12 protein-coding genes are annotated in these 16967 nt (G+C 71.9%); 6 read left to right on the forward strand and 6 right to left on the reverse strand.

Features of this window, described 5'->3' with window-relative positions; genetic code table 11:
• The first annotated feature begins 1432 nt into the window (after positions 1–1432).
• The 5 genes from F4X11_13285 to F4X11_13305 are packed head-to-tail and all read left to right on the forward strand — an operon-like array spanning position 1433 to position 9679.
• Positions 1433–4492, forward strand: coding sequence for a hypothetical protein (locus tag F4X11_13285; GenBank protein MYN65987.1), 3060 nt, complete (start codon positions 1433–1435; stop codon positions 4490–4492).
• 12 nt (positions 4493–4504) lie between these two features.
• A complete protein-coding gene (locus F4X11_13290; protein MYN65988.1) occupies positions 4505–6718 on the forward strand; it encodes a hypothetical protein in 2214 nt (737 codons plus the stop codon).
• Positions 6715–7704, forward strand: coding sequence for a hypothetical protein (locus F4X11_13295; protein ID MYN65989.1), 990 nt, complete (start codon positions 6715–6717; stop codon positions 7702–7704). Before F4X11_13290 ends, F4X11_13295 begins: the two co-directional genes overlap by 4 nt.
• Positions 7705–7722: 18 nt before the next feature.
• The gene (locus F4X11_13300; GenBank protein ID MYN65990.1) at positions 7723–7995 is read left to right on the forward strand and encodes a hypothetical protein; all 273 of its coding nucleotides are present in this window, start codon (positions 7723–7725) and stop codon (positions 7993–7995) included.
• A 37-nt stretch (positions 7996–8032) separates the two neighbouring features.
• On the forward strand, positions 8033–9679 hold the full coding sequence (locus tag F4X11_13305) for a SpoIIE family protein phosphatase (GenBank protein MYN65991.1): 1647 nt from the start codon (positions 8033–8035) through the stop codon (positions 9677–9679).
• Here the strand turns inward: F4X11_13305 and F4X11_13310 are convergent.
• The 3 genes from F4X11_13310 to F4X11_13320 form a co-directional block, all read right to left on the reverse strand.
• Positions 9652–10953 (reverse strand): citrate synthase, encoded by a 1302-nt coding sequence (locus F4X11_13310; GenBank protein MYN65992.1) that lies wholly within the window; start codon positions 10951–10953, stop codon positions 9652–9654. The genes F4X11_13305 and F4X11_13310 overlap by 28 nt on opposite strands.
• Positions 10954–11004: 51 nt before the next feature.
• Positions 11005–11190, reverse strand: coding sequence for a DNA gyrase inhibitor YacG (locus tag F4X11_13315; protein MYN65993.1), 186 nt, complete (start codon positions 11188–11190; stop codon positions 11005–11007).
• Positions 11191–11282: 92 nt separating this feature from the next.
• Positions 11283–12947: a Ppx/GppA family phosphatase gene (locus tag F4X11_13320; protein MYN65994.1), complete on the reverse strand. Its 1665-nt coding sequence runs from the start codon at positions 12945–12947 to the stop codon at positions 11283–11285.
• A 98-nt stretch (positions 12948–13045) separates the two neighbouring features.
• Here F4X11_13320 and F4X11_13325 point away from each other — a divergent pair, with 98 nt between their 5' ends.
• Positions 13046–14014 (forward strand): CHAD domain-containing protein, encoded by a 969-nt coding sequence (locus F4X11_13325; protein MYN65995.1) that lies wholly within the window; start codon positions 13046–13048, stop codon positions 14012–14014.
• A 17-nt stretch (positions 14015–14031) separates the two neighbouring features.
• Here F4X11_13325 and chrA read toward each other — a convergent pair whose 3' ends face one another.
• The 3 genes from chrA to F4X11_13340 are packed head-to-tail and all read right to left on the reverse strand — an operon-like array spanning position 14032 to position 16961.
• Positions 14032–15255 (reverse strand): chromate efflux transporter, encoded by a 1224-nt coding sequence (gene chrA, locus F4X11_13330; protein MYN65996.1) that lies wholly within the window; start codon positions 15253–15255, stop codon positions 14032–14034.
• Position 15256: 1 nt separating this feature from the next.
• Positions 15257–15565: a DUF1640 domain-containing protein gene (locus F4X11_13335; protein ID MYN65997.1), complete on the reverse strand. Its 309-nt coding sequence runs from the start codon at positions 15563–15565 to the stop codon at positions 15257–15259.
• A gap of 52 nt (positions 15566–15617) precedes the next feature.
• Positions 15618–16961, reverse strand: coding sequence for a PQQ-binding-like beta-propeller repeat protein (locus F4X11_13340; GenBank protein ID MYN65998.1), 1344 nt, complete (start codon positions 16959–16961; stop codon positions 15618–15620).
• Positions 16962–16967 lie beyond the last annotated feature (6 nt).

Consider the following 16967-nt stretch of genomic DNA (forward strand, 5'->3'; position numbering starts at 1 on the left):
GGGTCGTCGTGGTCACCGACCTGCAGGCGAGCGGTTGGCCCGAAGACGCCCGGGCGGCGATCCCGGAGGGGGTGAGCGTGGAGGTCGCCGCCGTGGCGCCGGTGGAGCGCAATCTGGCCGTGACCGCCGTCGGCGCGGACGCGGAGGAGCTTGGCGTCACCATTCTGAACACGGGATCTGCGCCGGCCGAGTCCGAAGCGACACTTGAGGTCGACGGTCGCGAGGTCGGGCGGCGGCCGGTGACGTTGCTGCCCGGTGGGAACGAGGTGCGCTGGGAGCTGCCCGCGACCGAGAGCCGGGTCGCGGCGGTCAGCGTGACGGACCGGTACGGGTACCGGTGGGACGATACCCGCTACGCGTTGCTCGATGGGGCGACTCCGGCCGGCGTGCGGGTCGTCGTCAACGGCGGGACGCTCGACGCGGGGGCGTTCTATCTGGCCCAGGCGCTCGCCGTCGCGCCGGCATCCCGGCCGTTCGAGGTCACGCCGCTAGCCCCTGGTGCGCTGCCCGCGTCGCTCCCGTCGGCCGGGGAGGCGGGAGACGTGATCGTGGTCACCGGTACGGACGGCCTGAGCCGTTCGGGGCGGATACGCATCGCCGCGTTCGTCGAGAATGGCGGCGGTCTGCTCCTGGTGGTCGGGCCGGGGATCGATCCGCGCCTGGTCCGCGACCTGCTCGGCGAATCGGTCGATCTCGGCGTCGAGATGCCGGTGGGGGCCGTTCCGGACGGCGCCGGCCGCCGGCTCGCCGTCATGGATCCGCGGCATCCGGTGTTTCGGCCGTTCGGGGACCTCGTTGCGACGCTGGGACGCGTGCGATTCACGCGCATGGCTCCCATCCTCCTTTCCGGGCCTGCGGACGTCCCGGCTGGCGCCGACCGCTCCCCGCGCGTTCTGGCCCGCTTCGATCAGGGCGACCCGGCGCTGATCGAGTACGGCCGCGGAGACGGTCGCGCGCTGGTCCTTGCCTCCGACCTCGGCATGGAATGGAACGACTTTCCGCGCCATCCGGGCTTCGTGCCCTTCGTGCAGGAGATCGTCCGCTATCTGGCCGGTCCGCCGCCGGCGCCGCGCGATCTGCTTCCAAGTGAAGTCCCCGGCGGCATGTCGCGTCTGCCGGGCGTGGCGACGGATCCTGCCTCCGGGCGCCGCGTCGCCGTCAACGTGGATCCCCGCGAGTCCGAACCCCGGCCCCTGACGCCCGATGGATTCCTGGCGCGTCTCGGCGCCGCGCCCACCGGCGCGTCCGGCGCGCTTCCGCTGGCCGACGGCGCGGCGCGCGAGGCCGAGCAGTCGCTCTGGTGGTACGTCGTCCTGGCGGCGGCGGTCCTGCTGGTCGGCGAAGCCTGGCTCGGGCGGACCATGGCCTGAGCCGGGTTCTTTCCGTCACGGGAGCTGGAATGGGGAGCGATCGGCACGGCTATAATCGGGGCGTGATCAGGGGCCGCTCCGCGAGCGCGTCGAGCCTGGCCGAGATCGCTGCGCTGCTGGGATCGGTGCGCCGGCGGTGGATGGCGGCGCGCGTCATGCGCGCGGTGGCTCGTGCTGCTTCCGCGGCCTTGCTGGCGCTGGCCCTGGTCCTCGGCGTCGACCGCCTGCTCGCGCCGTCCGACCTCGTCCTGGCGGTGCTCGCCGCCTGCGCGGCGGGCGCGGCCGCCGCTTTCTCCGTGCGGACCCTCTGGCCCCTGCGGCGCGGCCCTTCGGACGGCCGGGTGGCGCGCTATGTCGAAGAGCGGTGTTCCGAGTTGCAGGACCGCCTGGCCAGCGCCATCGATCTCGGCGAGACCCCGTCGTCCTTCGGCGGTCGGGTGCTGGACGATGCGGCGCGCCTTGCGCGCGGCGTCGATCCCGACCGTGTGGTTGCCGCACGGACGGTTCGGCGGGCTGTCGCCGGCGGAGTCGGCGCCACGGCGGCGCTGGCGACCCTGCTGCTTCTCGGCGCCGATGCGGTGGAGCGGATCGCCCGCAGCGCGTGGCTTTACGCGGCGCCGTTCGGCGCGACGCTGACCGTCGAGCCGGGAGAGGCGCGACTGGCCGCGGGCGAGCCCCTGGAAGTGCGGGCGCGTCTCTCCGACACGCCGGGAGCCTTCGGACGATCGGCTCCGCGGGTGAACGTCATCGACGGCGACGGCGGGCGCACTACCCTCGACATGCAACCCCGCGGCGACGGATACGCGGCCACGCTGCCGCCCGCGGCCCGGAGCTTCACCTACCGTGTCACCGCCGCGACGCTCGAATCCGAGCTCTACCCGGTCACTGTCCTGCAGGCGCCTCGGGTGGAGCGAATCGACGTCGCGTACGCCTACCCTGCGTTCACGGGACTCGCTCCCCGCGTCGAGGTCGACAGCGGTGACGTGTTCGCACCGGACGGCACGGTCGTGACGCTCACGGTGCATGCCGACAAGCCGGTCCGCGAGGGCTCGCTGCGGTTGGCGGCAGGCGGTGTTCTGCCGTTGCGCAGCGCGGCGCCGGCGTCGTTGTCGGCGTCGTTCGAGGTGACCCGCGACGATGCCTACCACGTGGTGCTCCTGGACGCGGACGGCCTGTCGAACCGGGGCGCCGTCGAGTATGTCATTCGCGCTCTGACGGACGCCGCTCCGCTCGTCGAGGTCCGCCGACCCGGCGGCGATCGCGAGATCACGCCGCTCGAGGAGGTGGTGATCGAAGCGGTCGCCGAGGACGATTTCGCGCTCGCCCGGTTCGATCTCGTGTACGCCGTCGCCGGGGGCGCCGAGCGCATCGTCGATCTGCTCGGGGACGAGCCGGCGGCCCGCGGGACCGGCGCGCACACCCTCTACGCCGAGGACCTCAACGTCTCGCCCGGCGATGTCGTCAGCTACTACCTGCGGGCGGGCGACGCCAACCCGGCGCGCGTTCGCGAGACCCGGAGCGACATCTACTTCCTGGAGGTGAGGCCGTTCGAGCGGGAGTTCGAGGATGCGCCGAGCCAGTCGTCGCTGTCCATGGACGCCGGCACGGTGGGGCAGCTCGCCGCCGTGCAGAAGGAGATCATCGCTGCGACCTGGAGGCTGGACGGCCGGACCGATCTGGCGGCGGACGACGGCGATCTTCTGGCGGTGGCGAACGCGCAGGCGGAGTTGCGCCAGACCACGCTCGGGGCCGCGGCCCGGATGGTGCAGCGGCGCGATGCGCGGGCCGAGCGGCGGGCGCTGGCCGCCGCGGTGGACGCGATGGCGCGCGCGGAGGAGGCGTTGCGCGCGGCCTCGACCGGTGCGGCCCTGCCCTTCGAGATGGAGGCGCTGGCGTCGCTTCTGCGTGCGCAGGCGGCGATCCGCCGCACACGAGTCTCGCGCGGCGGCAACGGCCGGTCGACGGCGTGGCAGCCGCAGGAAGACCTGTCGGCGCTCTTCGACCGCGACCTGCGCCGCGAGCAGGAGACCAACTACGAGAACCGGACCTCCTCGCCGCCGGCCGAATCGAGCGCCGAGAGCGACGCGTTGCGCCGCGTGCGGGAGCTGGCGGAACGTCAGGCCGCGCTGGGCCGTGCGCAGGATGACCTGGAGCGGCGGCGTGATGCGCTCGGCGAGGAGGAGGCGGCGCGTGTCCTCGCCCGACTCACGCGGGAGCAGGAGGAGCTGAGGGAACGGACGGAAGCGCTCGAGCAGGAGATCGACGCGCGCTCGGCGAGGAGCGGTTCGCGCCGCTCCACGACCTCGTCGGAATCGTCCGACTTGTCGGGGTCGTCCGCGTCCGGTTCTTCGACACCGTCCGCGTCGGTCGGGTCGCTCGGATCGTCCGCGTCCTCCGAATCGAACAATCGGGGCGCACGCGCAGCCGGCGAGCCGATGCGGCGGGCGCTGGCCGAGTTGCAGCGCGGCGACGTGGCCGAGGCGGCCGAGCAGGGACGCCGGGCGCTCGACAGACTGCGCGACCTCGAACGGGAGTTGGCCGCCGCGAGCGGTGACGCGGCGTCCGACGACGGCCGGCGACTCGCGGAGGAACTCGAGGCGGCCGAGGAGGTGCGGCAGAGCCTGGCGGTGCTGGAGGCGCGTCTGGCGCGCCTCGGCACGGAGCCGGCGCAGGCCGGCGAAGCAGGATCCGATCCGGCCGGTCGTTCCCCGGAACCGGCAGACGGGGCCGGGCGCGAGCCGGCGGCCATCCGGGAAGCCGCGCAGGAGTTGCTTCGCCGGCTGGAGCGGCTGCCCGGCCTGGCCGAAGCACTCCGGACGGCCCGGCCCGGGGTTCTCGAGGATCTGGCCCGCTGGGCGGGGCAGCGTCCCGACGGCGGTGGGCCCGCATTGCAGGCCTCCGGGCAGGACTTCGCGGCGTGGGAGAGTCTGCGCGGCGGCGTCCGGCGCGCGATTGAGGCCTTCGAGGCGGAACGCACGCGGGCGTTGCAGGCAGCCAGGACCGAGGGGCGTCTGGACGTCGGTGCTCGTGAGGCGGCGCCGGAGGGCTACCGCGCGCTCGTCGACCGCTACTACCGCGCACTCGCCGACCAGCCGCCGCCAACCCGGCGGGAACCCGGATAGGACGCTGACCCCGTGCAGATCGGCGTGCCGATTCCCGGGTGGGGCGTTGCGGCCGCGGTGCTGGCGGCGGTGGTCGCCGCGTGGTGGGTCTATGCCCGGCCGCCCGTCGATCTGACCCTGCCCCAGCGAGTGCTTCTGACGGCCTTGCGCCTGTGCGCTCTCCTTGTCGTGCTGCTTCTGCTGTTGCGGCCGCTCCGCACAGAGCCCGCCCCGCCCGGCGACGGCGTCGTGGCCATTCTGGTCGATCACTCGCGCAGCATGGCCATTCCGGATGCCGGCGGCGGCCCGCGAATCGATCACGCCCGAGAGCTCGTCCGGGATCGTCTGCTCCCCGCGCTGGGCGAAGCGTTCGACGTGGAGGTGCTGGGGTTCGGCGAGACGCTGGCCCCGGTCGACGTAGGGGCGCTCGTGGCCGGTGCGTCGCGGTCGGATCTGGCCGGCGCCCTCGACGCCGTTCCGACCCGGCTCGGCGGGCGGGCCATCGCGGGCGTCGTCGTCGTTTCCGACGGCGTTGCCACCGGGCGGAACGACGTGGCCGCGGTTGCCGCACGGCTGCCGGCGCCGGTCTACACGCTGGGCGTCGGCGACCCGTTGCCCGGGCCGGACCGGGAGGTCACCGCACTGGAGTCCGGGCAGCCGGTCGGGGCCGGCTCGGTGGTCGATGTGATGGCGACCATCGTGAGCCGCGGGTTGGAGGACGCGCCCTTCGACGTCCGACTGAGCGCCGGCGGGCGTCTGGTGGACATGCGCCGGGTGCGGCCGGCGCGGGACGGGGCGCCGACCGTGGCCGTGTTCCGGGTGGCGCCCGATCCGGTGCTGGCGACCGTGTACACGGTGGAGGTGCCGGTCGACGCGGCGGAGCTGGTGTCCGGGAACAACCGCCGGCAGGTCCTGGTGCGACCGCCCGAGAGGCCGCGCCGCCTGCTGCTCGTCGAGGGATCGCCCGGTTACGAACACAGCTTCCTCAAGCGCGCGTGGTTGGCCGATCCAGGCATCACTTTCGATGCCGTGGTGCGCAAGGGGCAGAACGAGCAGGGAGAGCAGACCTTCTACGTGCAGGGAGACCCGGCGCGGACCGCCGCGCTCGCCGCCGGCTACCCGCGGACGCGCGCGGCGTTGTTCCGGTACGACGGCGTGGTGCTCGCCAACCTGGAGGCGGAGTTCTTTCGACCGGAACAACTCGACATGACGGCGGAGTTCGTTGCGGAGCGCGGCGGCGGCCTGCTGCTGTTCGGTCCGGCCAGCTTGCGCCGGCGAGGCTATCTCGGCTCCTCTCTCGAGCCGGTGCTCCCCGCGCGGCTCGTGGACCGGTTGGGTCTGACCGACGCGGGCCGCGATGAGGACGGTGCGGACCGGCTCGCGCCGACCAGGGCGGGCCTCGCCCACTCCATGCTGCGCCTCGGGGCGACCATCGAGGAGACCGAGGACCGGTGGAGAGCGGCGCCGGCGCTGGTCGGCAGCGTGCGTATCGGTCCCGTGCGTCCGGGTGCCGCCGTGCTCGCGCTGACCGCATCCGAGACCGGTTCCGCACGGCCGCTCGTCGTCGTCCAGCGCTATGGCGCCGGCCGGTCGATGATCCTGGCGGGGCGCGCCACGTGGCGCTGGCGGATGCAGCTTCCCGCGGAGGACCGGACGTACGAGCGATTCTGGGGGCAGGCGGCGCGCTGGCTGACGGCCGGCGCCGTCGATTCGATCGCGGTGACCACGCGCGGCGGGGACGCGGCAGGCGATTCCCTGCGCGTGGACGTCTCGGTGCGCGACGACGAGTTCCGGTCCGTGGACGGGGCCGCCGCGCGCGTGAGCGTGCGGGGTCCCGCCGGAGAGCCGCGACTGGAGGAAGCGCCGGCGGTCGCGCGCGGCGCGGGAGACTACGGTGTCTCCACGCCCCCATTGTCGGCCGGTGTGCACCGCATCGACGTGGCCGTCTCTCGCGACGGGGACGCACTGGGCAGCCGGCGCGACTGGGTGCTGGTGGGCGGCGCCGATCCGGAACTGGAGGATCCGTGGCTGAACGCGGATCTGCTGCGGCGGGCCGCCGAGGCCGGCGGGGGTGTCCACCTGGAAGCGGACCGGCTCGACGACCTGCCCGATCGGCTGCGGGCCGCGGCCCCGACGGCTGAGCGGACCGTCACGCGCGAAGTCTGGCATCATTCAGTGGTGTTCATCTCACTGGTCCTGCTGCTCGCCGTGGAGTGGTCGCTGCGTCGCCTGTGGGGTATGCGATGATCGGACGCAGGTGGCGGGCGGGCGTCGCGGCGTTGTTGCTGCTGGCGGTGCGCGGTCCGGCTGAAGCCCGCGACTCCTTCACGCTCATCGTATCCGGTGCGTCGGGAGGCCCGGAGTACGCCGAGCGCTACGACCGCTGGCGGACCGGCCTCGTCGCGGCCCTGCGCGCCCAGCCGGGGTTTCGCGACGACCGCCTGCTGCTGCTCGCGGAGACCGCAGGCGCCGGCGTCGGCTGCGCGTCGCGCGAGGGCGTGCAGGATGCCATCCGGGAGCTCGCCGGGCGCATGGACGGGCAGTCCGTGTTGTTCGTGCTCCTCCTCGGCCACGGGACCTTCGACGGGCAGGACGCCAAGTTCAACCTCGTCGGACCGGATCTGACCGCCGCGCAGTGGGCCGCCCTGGTGGAGCCGCTGCCCGGGCGGCTGGTCTTCGTCAACACCTCGGCGGCCAGCGCACCCTTCCTCGCTTCGCTGGCGAAGGGCGGTCGTATCGTGATCACGGCGACCGAGTCGCCCGTCCAGCGCTACGCGACGGTGTTTCCCGAGTTTCTCATCCGGGCGTTCGTCGGCGCCGCCGGCGACGTCGACCGCAATGGCCGCGTCTCCGTGTGGGAGGCCTTCGTCTACGCGAGCGCCGGGGTGCGGCGCTGGTACCAGGAGCGCGGACGGCTCGCGACCGAGCGTGCGCTCCTCGACGACACCGGCGACGGATTCGGGATCGAGGCCGGCGAAGTGGAGGACGGCCCGCGCGCCGGCTTGTCGGCCGCGGCGTACGTAGGCGCCGGCGTGGATGACGTCGCGACGGCCCAGGGCGGGGAGATGGACCGCCTGGCGGCTCGCCGCGCGGCGCTGGAGGTCGAGATAGAGGAACTGCGCGCGACCCGGGCGACTCTGGCCCCCGCGCGTTACGCAGCCGAGCTGGAGCGCCTCCTTCTGGAGCTCGCGCGGGTTTCGCGGGACATGCGCCTTCTCGACGGCGGGCGCTGAACGAAACGGACGGTACGCATGATTTGTGACACCTGCGGGCAGGAAATCGCCGACAACGCGCTCATCTGCTACAAGTGCGGCGCCGCGACCACCGCGCGCGAACGTGAGCCGGCGTCGGTCGACGATCCCGCCCGGCGCCGCTGGTCCGCCCTGTTCCTCGCGGTCGTGTTCCTGGGCGTGATTCTCTTCTTCGTCGGCGAGCTCGTGCGCGGCCGGCCGCCGGCGCCCCTCGTCTGGCTGATGCTGGCCTGCGCCGGGGGATTGCTGGCATGGCGGCTGCGGCTCGGCTGAGGCGCCGCGGGTCCGTTCGTGACCGGATGACGCGCGTATGGAAGACGCCCGACTCGAACTGACCGGCGCGGCGCAACGGCGAGTGCGCATCGACAAGGTTCCTTTTCTGCTCGGTCGTCGTGCCGAGAGCGACCTCGTGCTGCCGTATGCCGAGGTGTCCCGAGATCACGCGGAGATCGTCGAGGACGGTGCCGGCTACGCGCTCCGCGACCGTGGTTCACGCTACGGCACGTTTCTCAACGACGAGCCGGTGACCGAGCGGACGCTGGCCGACGGCGATCGGATCCGGCTCGGCCGCAGCGGGGGCGCCGAGCTCGTCTTCCGCCTGGCGGGTGCGACGGCGCCGGCGACCGCCCGCAACGCAGCCGAGGGATTCGCCGCGGCAACCGATCTGCGGCAGGTGGCGGTGTTGCTGGAGGGACTTCGCGCACTGAGCTCCGCACGCGTCCTGGACGACGTGCTGGTGCTGGTCATGGACTCGGCCATCGCGGTGAGCGGCGCCGAGCGCGGGTTCATCATGCTCGCGAACGGGGACGGCGCGCTGGAGCTGAAGCTGGCGCGGGCACGGGGCCGGCGGACCCTGCCCGGCAGCGGCTTCGAAACCAGCCGCAAGATCCCCGAGGAGGTCTTCCGCACGGGCCGGACGCGGATCGAGGCCGATCTGCTGGACGGCGACCTCGCCAATGTGCACGTCGGGACGGTGGCGCTGGGAATACGGCACGTGCTCTGCGTGCCGCTCCGCTTGATGCGGTTCTCGGACGCGGCGGACGCCGCGCCGGCCGGGGGGGAGCGGCAACAGCGGATCGGCGTGCTGTACCTCGACAGCCGCGACAAGGCGAAGCTGCTTTCGCCGGGCACGGAGGGAGCTCTCGAAACCCTGGCCAACGAGGCGGCGGTCGCGATTCAGAACGCCGAGCTGTACCGTGCCGCGCTCGAGAACGCGAAGCTGGAGCGCGAGCTGCAGACGGCGGCGGAGATCCAGCAGGCGCTGTTGCCGAAGCGGCAGCGGTCCGGCGGGTTCTTCGAGGCGGCGGCCGCTACGCTGCCGTGCCGGTCCATCGGCGGCGACTTCTTCGACTATATCGATCGGCCCGACGGAGCGCTCGCCTTCGCCCTCGGCGACGTTGCCGGCAAGGGGCCGCCCGCGGCGCTGCTTGCCGCCTTGATGCAGGGTTCGCTCGCGGCCGAGGGCTGCGTCGGGGCGGGACCCGCGGCGACGATGACCACGGTGAACACCGCCCTCGTCCGCCGCGGCGTTCAGGGACGCTTCGTGACGCTCTTCTACGCGGTGCTGCACCCCGACGGCAGGCTGGTCTACTGCAACGCGGGGCACAACGCGCCGGTGCTGGTGACGGCGAGCGGCGTCTCGCGCCTCGACACCGGCGGGATGGTGGTCGGTCTCTTCGACGGCGTCCCGTTCGAGGAGGGAACGGCGGTCCTGCAGCCGGCCGACTACGTCGTGCTCTTCAGCGACGGGGTCTCGGAGGCGATGAACGGCGACGAAGAGGAGTACGGCGACGACCGGCTCCTCGAGTGCCTGGCCGACACGACCGGTTCCGCGTGCGAGCCCCGCCTGCAGGAGATCCTGGCCAGCGTGGAGCGGTTCACCGCCGGTGCGCCGCAGCACGACGACGTGACGGCGATGGTGGTCACCTATCAGCCGCGCGCATCGGCTCCGACGTAGTCCCGCGTGTTCTCTCCCATGTAGAGCTGCCGGGGGCGGGTGATCTTCTGCTCCTTGTCCTCGAGCATCTCCTGCCATTGGGCGACCCAGCCGGCGGTGCGGCCGATCGCGAACAGCACCGGGAACATGCCTGCGTCGAACCCCATCGCCTCGTAGATCAGGCCGGAATAGAAGTCGACGTTGGGGTAGAGGCGGCGCTTGACGAAGTAATCGTCCTCCAGGGCAATCTTCTCCAGCTCGAGCGCCACGTCGAGCAGGGGATTGCGGCCGGTCACTTCGAAGACCTCGTAGGCGGTCTTCTTGATTACCTTCGCGCGCGGGTCGTAGGACTTGTAGACGCGATGGCCGAAACCCATCAGGCGGCCCTCGCCGCTCTTGACGCGGCCGATGAATGCCGGAATGGCGTCCACCGAGCCGATCTCGCGCAGCATGCGCAGGACCGCCTCGTTCGCGCCGCCGTGCAACGGGCCGTACAGCGCCGCCGCGGCGCCCGCAAGCGACGCGAACGGGTCGGCCTGCGAGCTGCCGATGCTGCGCATCGCGCTGGTGCTGCAGTTCTGCTCGTGGTCGGCGTGCAGGACGAACAGGACGTCGAGGGCGCGCTCGAGGGCCGGATGCGGTGCGTAGGCCTGCCCCTCTTCCTTGTAGAGCATGCTGAGGAAGGTGCCGGTATAGCCGAGGCCGGGATCGGGCGCCACGTAGGGGCGTCCCGTGCTGCGCCGGCAGGCGTAGGCGGCCACGCCGGGGGCGAGCGCGATCAGCCGGGCCATCTGTGTCCGCCGGGTCTCGGCGTCGAGCACCTGCTTCGCTTCGGGAAAGAAGGTGGAGAGCGCCCCGACGGCGGCGAGAAACATGCCCATCGGATGGGAGCCTTCCGGAAAGCCTCCCATGAGCGCTTGCACGTGCGAATCGAGCGCCGAACGCCCGTTCAGTGCGTGGCGGTCGATCTCCGCGGTCCAGGCGTCGAGCTCGGCCGGCGTCGGCAGCTCGCCGTTGACGAGCAGCCACGCCGTTTCGAGAAAGGTGCTCCGCTCGGCGAGCTGCTCGATCGGATAGCCGCGGTAACGAAGGATCCCCCGGTCGCCGTCGATGAACGTGATCCGGCTGCGGCAACTGGCGGTGTTGAGGTACGCCGGGTCGTACGACATCATCCCGAACTCCTCGGGATCGACCTTGATCTGCCGCAGGTCGATCGCGCGGATCGTCCCGTCGACGATCGGGATCTCGTACTGCTTGCCGGTGCGGTTGTCGGTGATGGTCAGCGTATCGCTCATGCCTGCCTGTCGCTCCCCCGGATAGCTCGGTCGGACCGCGGGGCGCTCCGTTCAGGAGCCCCGGTCACCGCCGATCGGATCATGATCCTCGGCCGCCGTCGATTCGCTCGGCACCCGGTAGCGCTCGCCGATCCAGTTGCCCAGATCGAGGAGCCTGCAACGCTCTCCGCAGAACGGCCGCCACCGCGGGTCGATCGGGCGCCGCCGGCAATGTACGCAACGCCGCTCTTCGGGCACGACGTCTCCTGGATGCGGATGCGCGCGGGCGGCGTCGGGCGCCGTCGCGTCGAACGAACTCGCCGGATTGTAGATCGTCGCGCCTTCGTGCGTCAGGCCGGGGTGTCGGGGTCGTCGGCCCCACGCGCCGCCGCCCGGCGCCGGGGTGTCGCGGCGCCTGGGGGGACGGGTTGCCGCCGCCGTCCCGCTGCCGTCCCGCCGCGTCCCGGCTGCCGCCGGCGCTTCGCGTCGACCTCGCAGCGGACGATGCGGCCCAGCACGGACTCCAGCGGTCCTGCGTTGCGCTGAGCGGCCCAGAGCTCCAGCTCGGTGTCGCCTGCCGGCGTCAGCTTCAGCAGGCAGTCGTGCGCGCCCGCGGCGACGGCGACCGCGGCGACGCTCTGCGCGTGGCTCCGGTCCAGTCCTTCGGCCACGCGCAGCATCGCCGCCAATGTCCTCACCGTGCGCCGGCGCGTTCCCGAGAGGTCGCCGTAGCCCCCGTGGGAGCGTTTGGGAAGCCCCCGGCGGTGGTAGCGCGCGACCAGCGCCATGACCTCGATCTCCTGCGGCTCGAACCCGCGCAGGTCGCCGTTCATGATCAGATAGCAGGAGTGCTTGTGGTGCCGGCTGTAGCTGATGTGGACGCCGATGTCGTGGAGTATCGCCGCGTATTCCAGCCACTCGCGCTCGCGTGCGCCCAGGCCGTGGATCGACGAGGTCTGGTCGAACAGCGCCAGCGCCATCCGCACGACCTGACGGGCATGCGGCTCGCTGTAGTTGCAGCGCTCGGCCAGCTCGATGACGCTGCGCCGCCGCACGTCGGGGTACTGCTCCACCCGGGCGATGTGGGCTCGGTTGCGGTGGATGTAGTCCAGCGCCAGTCCCTCGCGCAGAGCCAGATCGCAGAGAGTCAGCTCGCGTGCACCGAGCAGCCGCAGCATCGTGCAGATGAGGATGGAGCCGGCGACGGCCAGGTCCGCGCGCCGCGGATCGAGCCCCGGAATGCCGATGCGCCCGGCGAGATCCAGCGCCGTCAGGTCGCGCCGAACACGCCGCAGTTGCTTGAGGCTAACCCGCCGGTTGCGCAGCGCGTCGGAGCCGACCGCCCGGCCTTCCCCGACTGCCAGCGCGCCGAGGCTGAGGATGGTGCCCGACGTCCCGACGACGCGGGCGAAACCGCGGCTGCGGATCTTCTCGGTGATCGGCGTCAGCACCTCGGTGATGTAGCTCACCATGCGCCGCTCGTCCGCTCCGGTAACCGGATCGCTGTGCACGAATCGCTCGGTCAGCCGGATGACGCCCAGCTTCAGGCTGTGGGCGACGCGTACCTGCGACGATCGCCCCAGCGTCAGCTCGACGCTGCCGCCGCCTATGTCGATGACGAGCGCCGCGCCGTCGGAGACGTCCACGCCGTAGACCGCGGCGCGGTGGATGAGGCGGGCCTCTTCGGTGCCGGAGATGACGCGGGCCTCGATCCCGGTTCGCTGGCGAATCGCAGCGAGAAACTCGCGGCCGTTCTCGGCCTCCCGCACCGCGCTGGTCGCGGCCGCGACGACCTCGTCCACCTCGTGCGATTCGGCCAGTCGCTTGAACTTCGTCAGCGCCTGCAGGGCCGAGCGCATCGTCAGCTCCGTCAGGGCCCGCCCGCCGAGCCCGCCCGCGCCGAGACGGACCATCTCCTTCTCGCGGTCGACGATCTCGAACGAGTGATCGGGCCGCACCTGCACCACGATCATGTGGACGGAGTTGGTGCCGATGTCGATGGCCGCTATGCGCACGGTTCGAATGGAAGGCGAATGTCGTGTGACGGTCTTGCGAACGGCGCCGGAAACTTCACTATACTCATACGTTTGCCGGTGAAACGGGCCATCGTAGCATGACCGGTCCCCATGTCCTGAAGCGTCCGCTCGAGCGCCGTGTCCGGGCGTTGCTGCGGCACCTGCGTCCGACCACGGAGGGCGCGGTCGAGCCGCTCCACCAGTGCCGCGTGGCGACCCGGCGGTTGCGCGAGCTGCTGCCGCTGTGCGACGCCGAGCTCGGGGTGCGCATAGCATCGCGGGCTCGCAAGCGCGTGCGGCAGTTGGGTGGAGCGCTCGGGGCGGTGCGCGAGCTGGACGTCGCCCTCGGCCTGGTCGACGAGGTGGAGCGGGCCGGACGGGCGCAGCCGGCGGCTGCCAGCCGCCTTCGGCAGCGGGTGCAGGAGGAACGGGAGCGGCAGCGCGAACGGATGCGGGCTCGCCTGAAGCCGGCCTGGTTGCGGAAGGTGGCGCGGGACGTCGCGGAGGTGCTCAAGGCCATCGGCATGCGGGATGCCACCGACGCGTGGGCGCTGGTCCTCGCCGAACGGTTGAGCGAGCGGGCCGACCGGCTGCGGGATGCCGTCGCCGAGGCGGGCCCGATGTACGTCTCCGAACGCGTCCACGAGGTCCGTATCGCAGCGAAGAAACTGCGCTACGGCCTCGAGCTGGCGTCAGAGACCGGCGAGACGGACACGGCCGACGCGGTGGCTCGGCTCAAGAAGATACAGGACTCGCTGGGGCGGCTGCACGACATCGAGATCCTCCAGGAGCTCTTGCGCAGCATCGATCTGCTCGCCCACCGCGACGAGCCGTGGGCCGCGGCGCTCGCGGCCCTCGATCGCGATCTGACCGAGGAGTGCCGCCGCCTTCACGGCGTTTTCGTCGCCGGCCAGGCGGGACTGGTCGACGTGGCCCGGATCGCCCGTCGCGTAGCGTCGCAGATGTCCAGCGATCACGGCGGGCGCACGGGGCGGAGCCGCGTGCTCAAGATGTCGCTGGAGCGTGCGCCGGAAGCGCCGCCGGCGGCCTCGTCCACCCGCCGTTGATCGGTTGCGGGCTGCCGCTAACTTCCGAGCAGCCAGCCGGCGGCCGCGCCGCCCAGAATCAGCCAGGTCGAGTTGGGCCGCCAAAGGAACAGGGCCGCCGCTGCCGCGACCACGATCAGCGCCGTGGGCAGGTCGACCACCGCGGCCCGCGCCAACTGCCAGGTGACCGCCGCCATCAGGCCGAGCGAGGCGGCCACCACGCCGTCGAGGCAGCCGCCCAGCGCCCGCGATGCGCGCAGCCGCGGGATCAGCGGCTGGGTCACGGCGACGAAGAAGAACCCCGGCGCGAAGATCGCCGCGGTCGCCAGCGCGGCGCCGGCCCAGCCGCCGAGCAGGTAGCCGATGAACGTCGCGGTGGTGAAGACCGGCCCGGGCGTGACCTGCCCGACGGTGATGGCGTCGATGAGCTGCTGGTCGGTCAGCCAGCCCCAGCGCTCCACCAGGTCGGCCCGCAGGAAGGCGAGCAGGACGTAGCCGCTGCCGAACAGGACGGAGCCGACCTTCAGGAAGAACAGCGCCAGCCCGGTGAGGGTGAAGGGGACCGCGGCGCCCGTTGCCGCCGCCAGGCCGCCCGCGGCAGCTCCCGCCGTCGCGCCGGCCTGCGTTGCCGCCGCGGCCGCGCCCCGCAGCAGGTGCGCCAGCGCTGCCGGGAGCGCGATCAGCCAGGCAAGGACTGCCGCGCTGCTTCCCGGTCCGCTCGGCCGCACGGCCAGCGCGAGTCCGATCGCGCCGCCCGCCGCCAGCACCGCCAGCTCGTTCACGCCGGCGAGCGCCGCGACCACCGCGGCGGCGCCGACCGGCGCATACACCCAGCGGCTCAGCGCCGCCTGCCCCAGCTTCACGAGCGCCTGCACGACGATGGCGATGACCACCGGCCCGATGCCGTACATCAGCCACCCGACCTGCGGCGTCGTACCGTAGCGTGCGTAGGCCCAGGCGATGCAGCCCACGACCAGCGCGGCCGGCAGGATGAAACAGACGCCGGCCAGGGCGAGCCCCGCGAGGCCCCCGCGCCGGTAACCGAGGTGGATCGCCAGCTCGGTGGAGTTCGGACCCGGAATCAGGTTGGTCGCCGCTACCAAGTCCAGGAACTCCTTGTCGGAGAGCCACCGCCGACGGTCGACCACCTCGTCGCGCATCATCGCGATGTGCGCGGCGGGGCCGCCGAACGCGGTGACGCCGAGGCGAAGGAAGAGAGCGGCGAGCTCGCGGAGTGGCGCAGCGACAGTCACGCGCGGGATTCTACGGGAAGAGCTTTAGCAGGGTGAACGTGGCGCCGACGATGCCGGCGGCCATCACCCACAGGTGTCGGAACAGCCGGGCTTCGAGACCCGCAACCACGGTGCGCAGGCCGGCGATCTTGGTATCCACGCCGGCAATCTCGGCGCGCACGAACTCCTTCGTCGCGAGCGGTTCGAGATCGGCTCTGGTGACTCGCTCGCCAATCGCATTCCTGATCACGTCAACCAGCGTTTCCGCCTGCAGGTCGTCGACGCCGACGGCGCGCAGTTGCTTGACGGCAGAGTGGGTATCGAACGTAGTGATCGTCATTTCGCTGCTTCTTCCAGTCTATGGAAGAAGCAACATTCTTGCCACCCGGGTTTCACTCGTAGTCGGCCGCGTCCATCGACACGGCGATGATCTCCTCGTCGTTGCGGGTGTAGATGTGCCGGTTCGCGTAGGCCGGGTGCACCCAGTTGACGAAACGCAGCTCGCGGCGGTTGCCCGGCGGGGAGGTGGGCGCGATCAGCTTCGTGCGGCTGATCTCGTCGTAGCCTTCCGGGCTGAGGCGCGCGATGATCAGCTCGCCGCGGTCGTTGTTGATGAGCACGCGGTTGCCGTTCCGCACCATGTAGCCGGACGCCCAGCGGCGCCGCTCGACAGTGGCCTCCTGCGTCTCCCAGAGGCGCTCGCCGGTGCTGGCGTTCACGCAGCGAAGCTGGCCGTAGCTGCAGATGCCGTAGATGTAGCCGCCGTCGATGATCGGCGTGGCCAGGACCGCGTGCAGGCCGTCGGTGCGGATCTCGCTGTTGCTGCGCCCCTTCCAGGCGACGGTTGCGTCGGGGCGGTCCTGGTTGAGCGACAGCATCATGGGGCCGTCGTAGAACGTCGTGAAGAAGAGCTGCGCGCCCACCTGCACCGGCACCGCCACGGTCATCGCGCCGCCGACGATGTACGGCTGACGCCAGTAGATCTCTCCGGTGACCGGATCGAGCGAGGCCACCTCCTCCGGGTTCCAGACGATGAGCTGCCGCGCGCCGCCTGCCTCGACGATGATGGGTTGGGCCACCCCGAGGTCCTCCTCGCTCGACAGCGCGCGCCAGATCTCCTCGCCCGTCAGCTTGTCGAACGCCACCACCCGTGCGTCCGGCTGCCCGCCCACGAAGCCGATGAGCCGCTCGCCGTCGACCAGCGGCGCGCTGGCGAAGCCCCAGTCGAAGCCCCACTGCATGCGGTCCACGTCGTAGTCCTCGCTGTAGTTTCTGCGCCACAGGAGCTCGCCCGTATCGACGCGCAACGCGGAGAGGGTGCCGGTGCGGCCCAGCACGTACACCCGGTCGTCATCGACGGTGGGTGTGGCCCCGGGGCCGACCTCCCACTGTACCCCGGCATAGTCGGCTTCCCATTCCTGCACCCACAGCATCTCGCCGGTCCTCTCGTCGAACGCCATGGCGCGCTCGATGCCGCGCATCCCCCGCGTCGGCTCCCAGTCGGTTGCGAACACCCGCCCGTCGGCCACTGCCGGTCCCGCGAACCCCGCCTTGATCGGCATTCGCCAGCGCACCTTCAACCCGTCGGCCGGGAACGACTCGATCAGTCCGGTCTCGCGCCACTCGCCCAGCCGGCCCGCGCCGCGAAACTCCGGCCAGTCGTCGGCATGGGCATCCGCGGCGCCCCCCACGAGCACGGCCAAGCCGCCGACCAGTGCCGCCTTCCACGTCTTCATGATGGG

This window comes from Acidobacteriota bacterium, assembly GCA_009861545.1.
Taxonomy (GTDB): domain Bacteria; phylum Acidobacteriota; class Vicinamibacteria; order Vicinamibacterales; family UBA8438; genus WTFV01.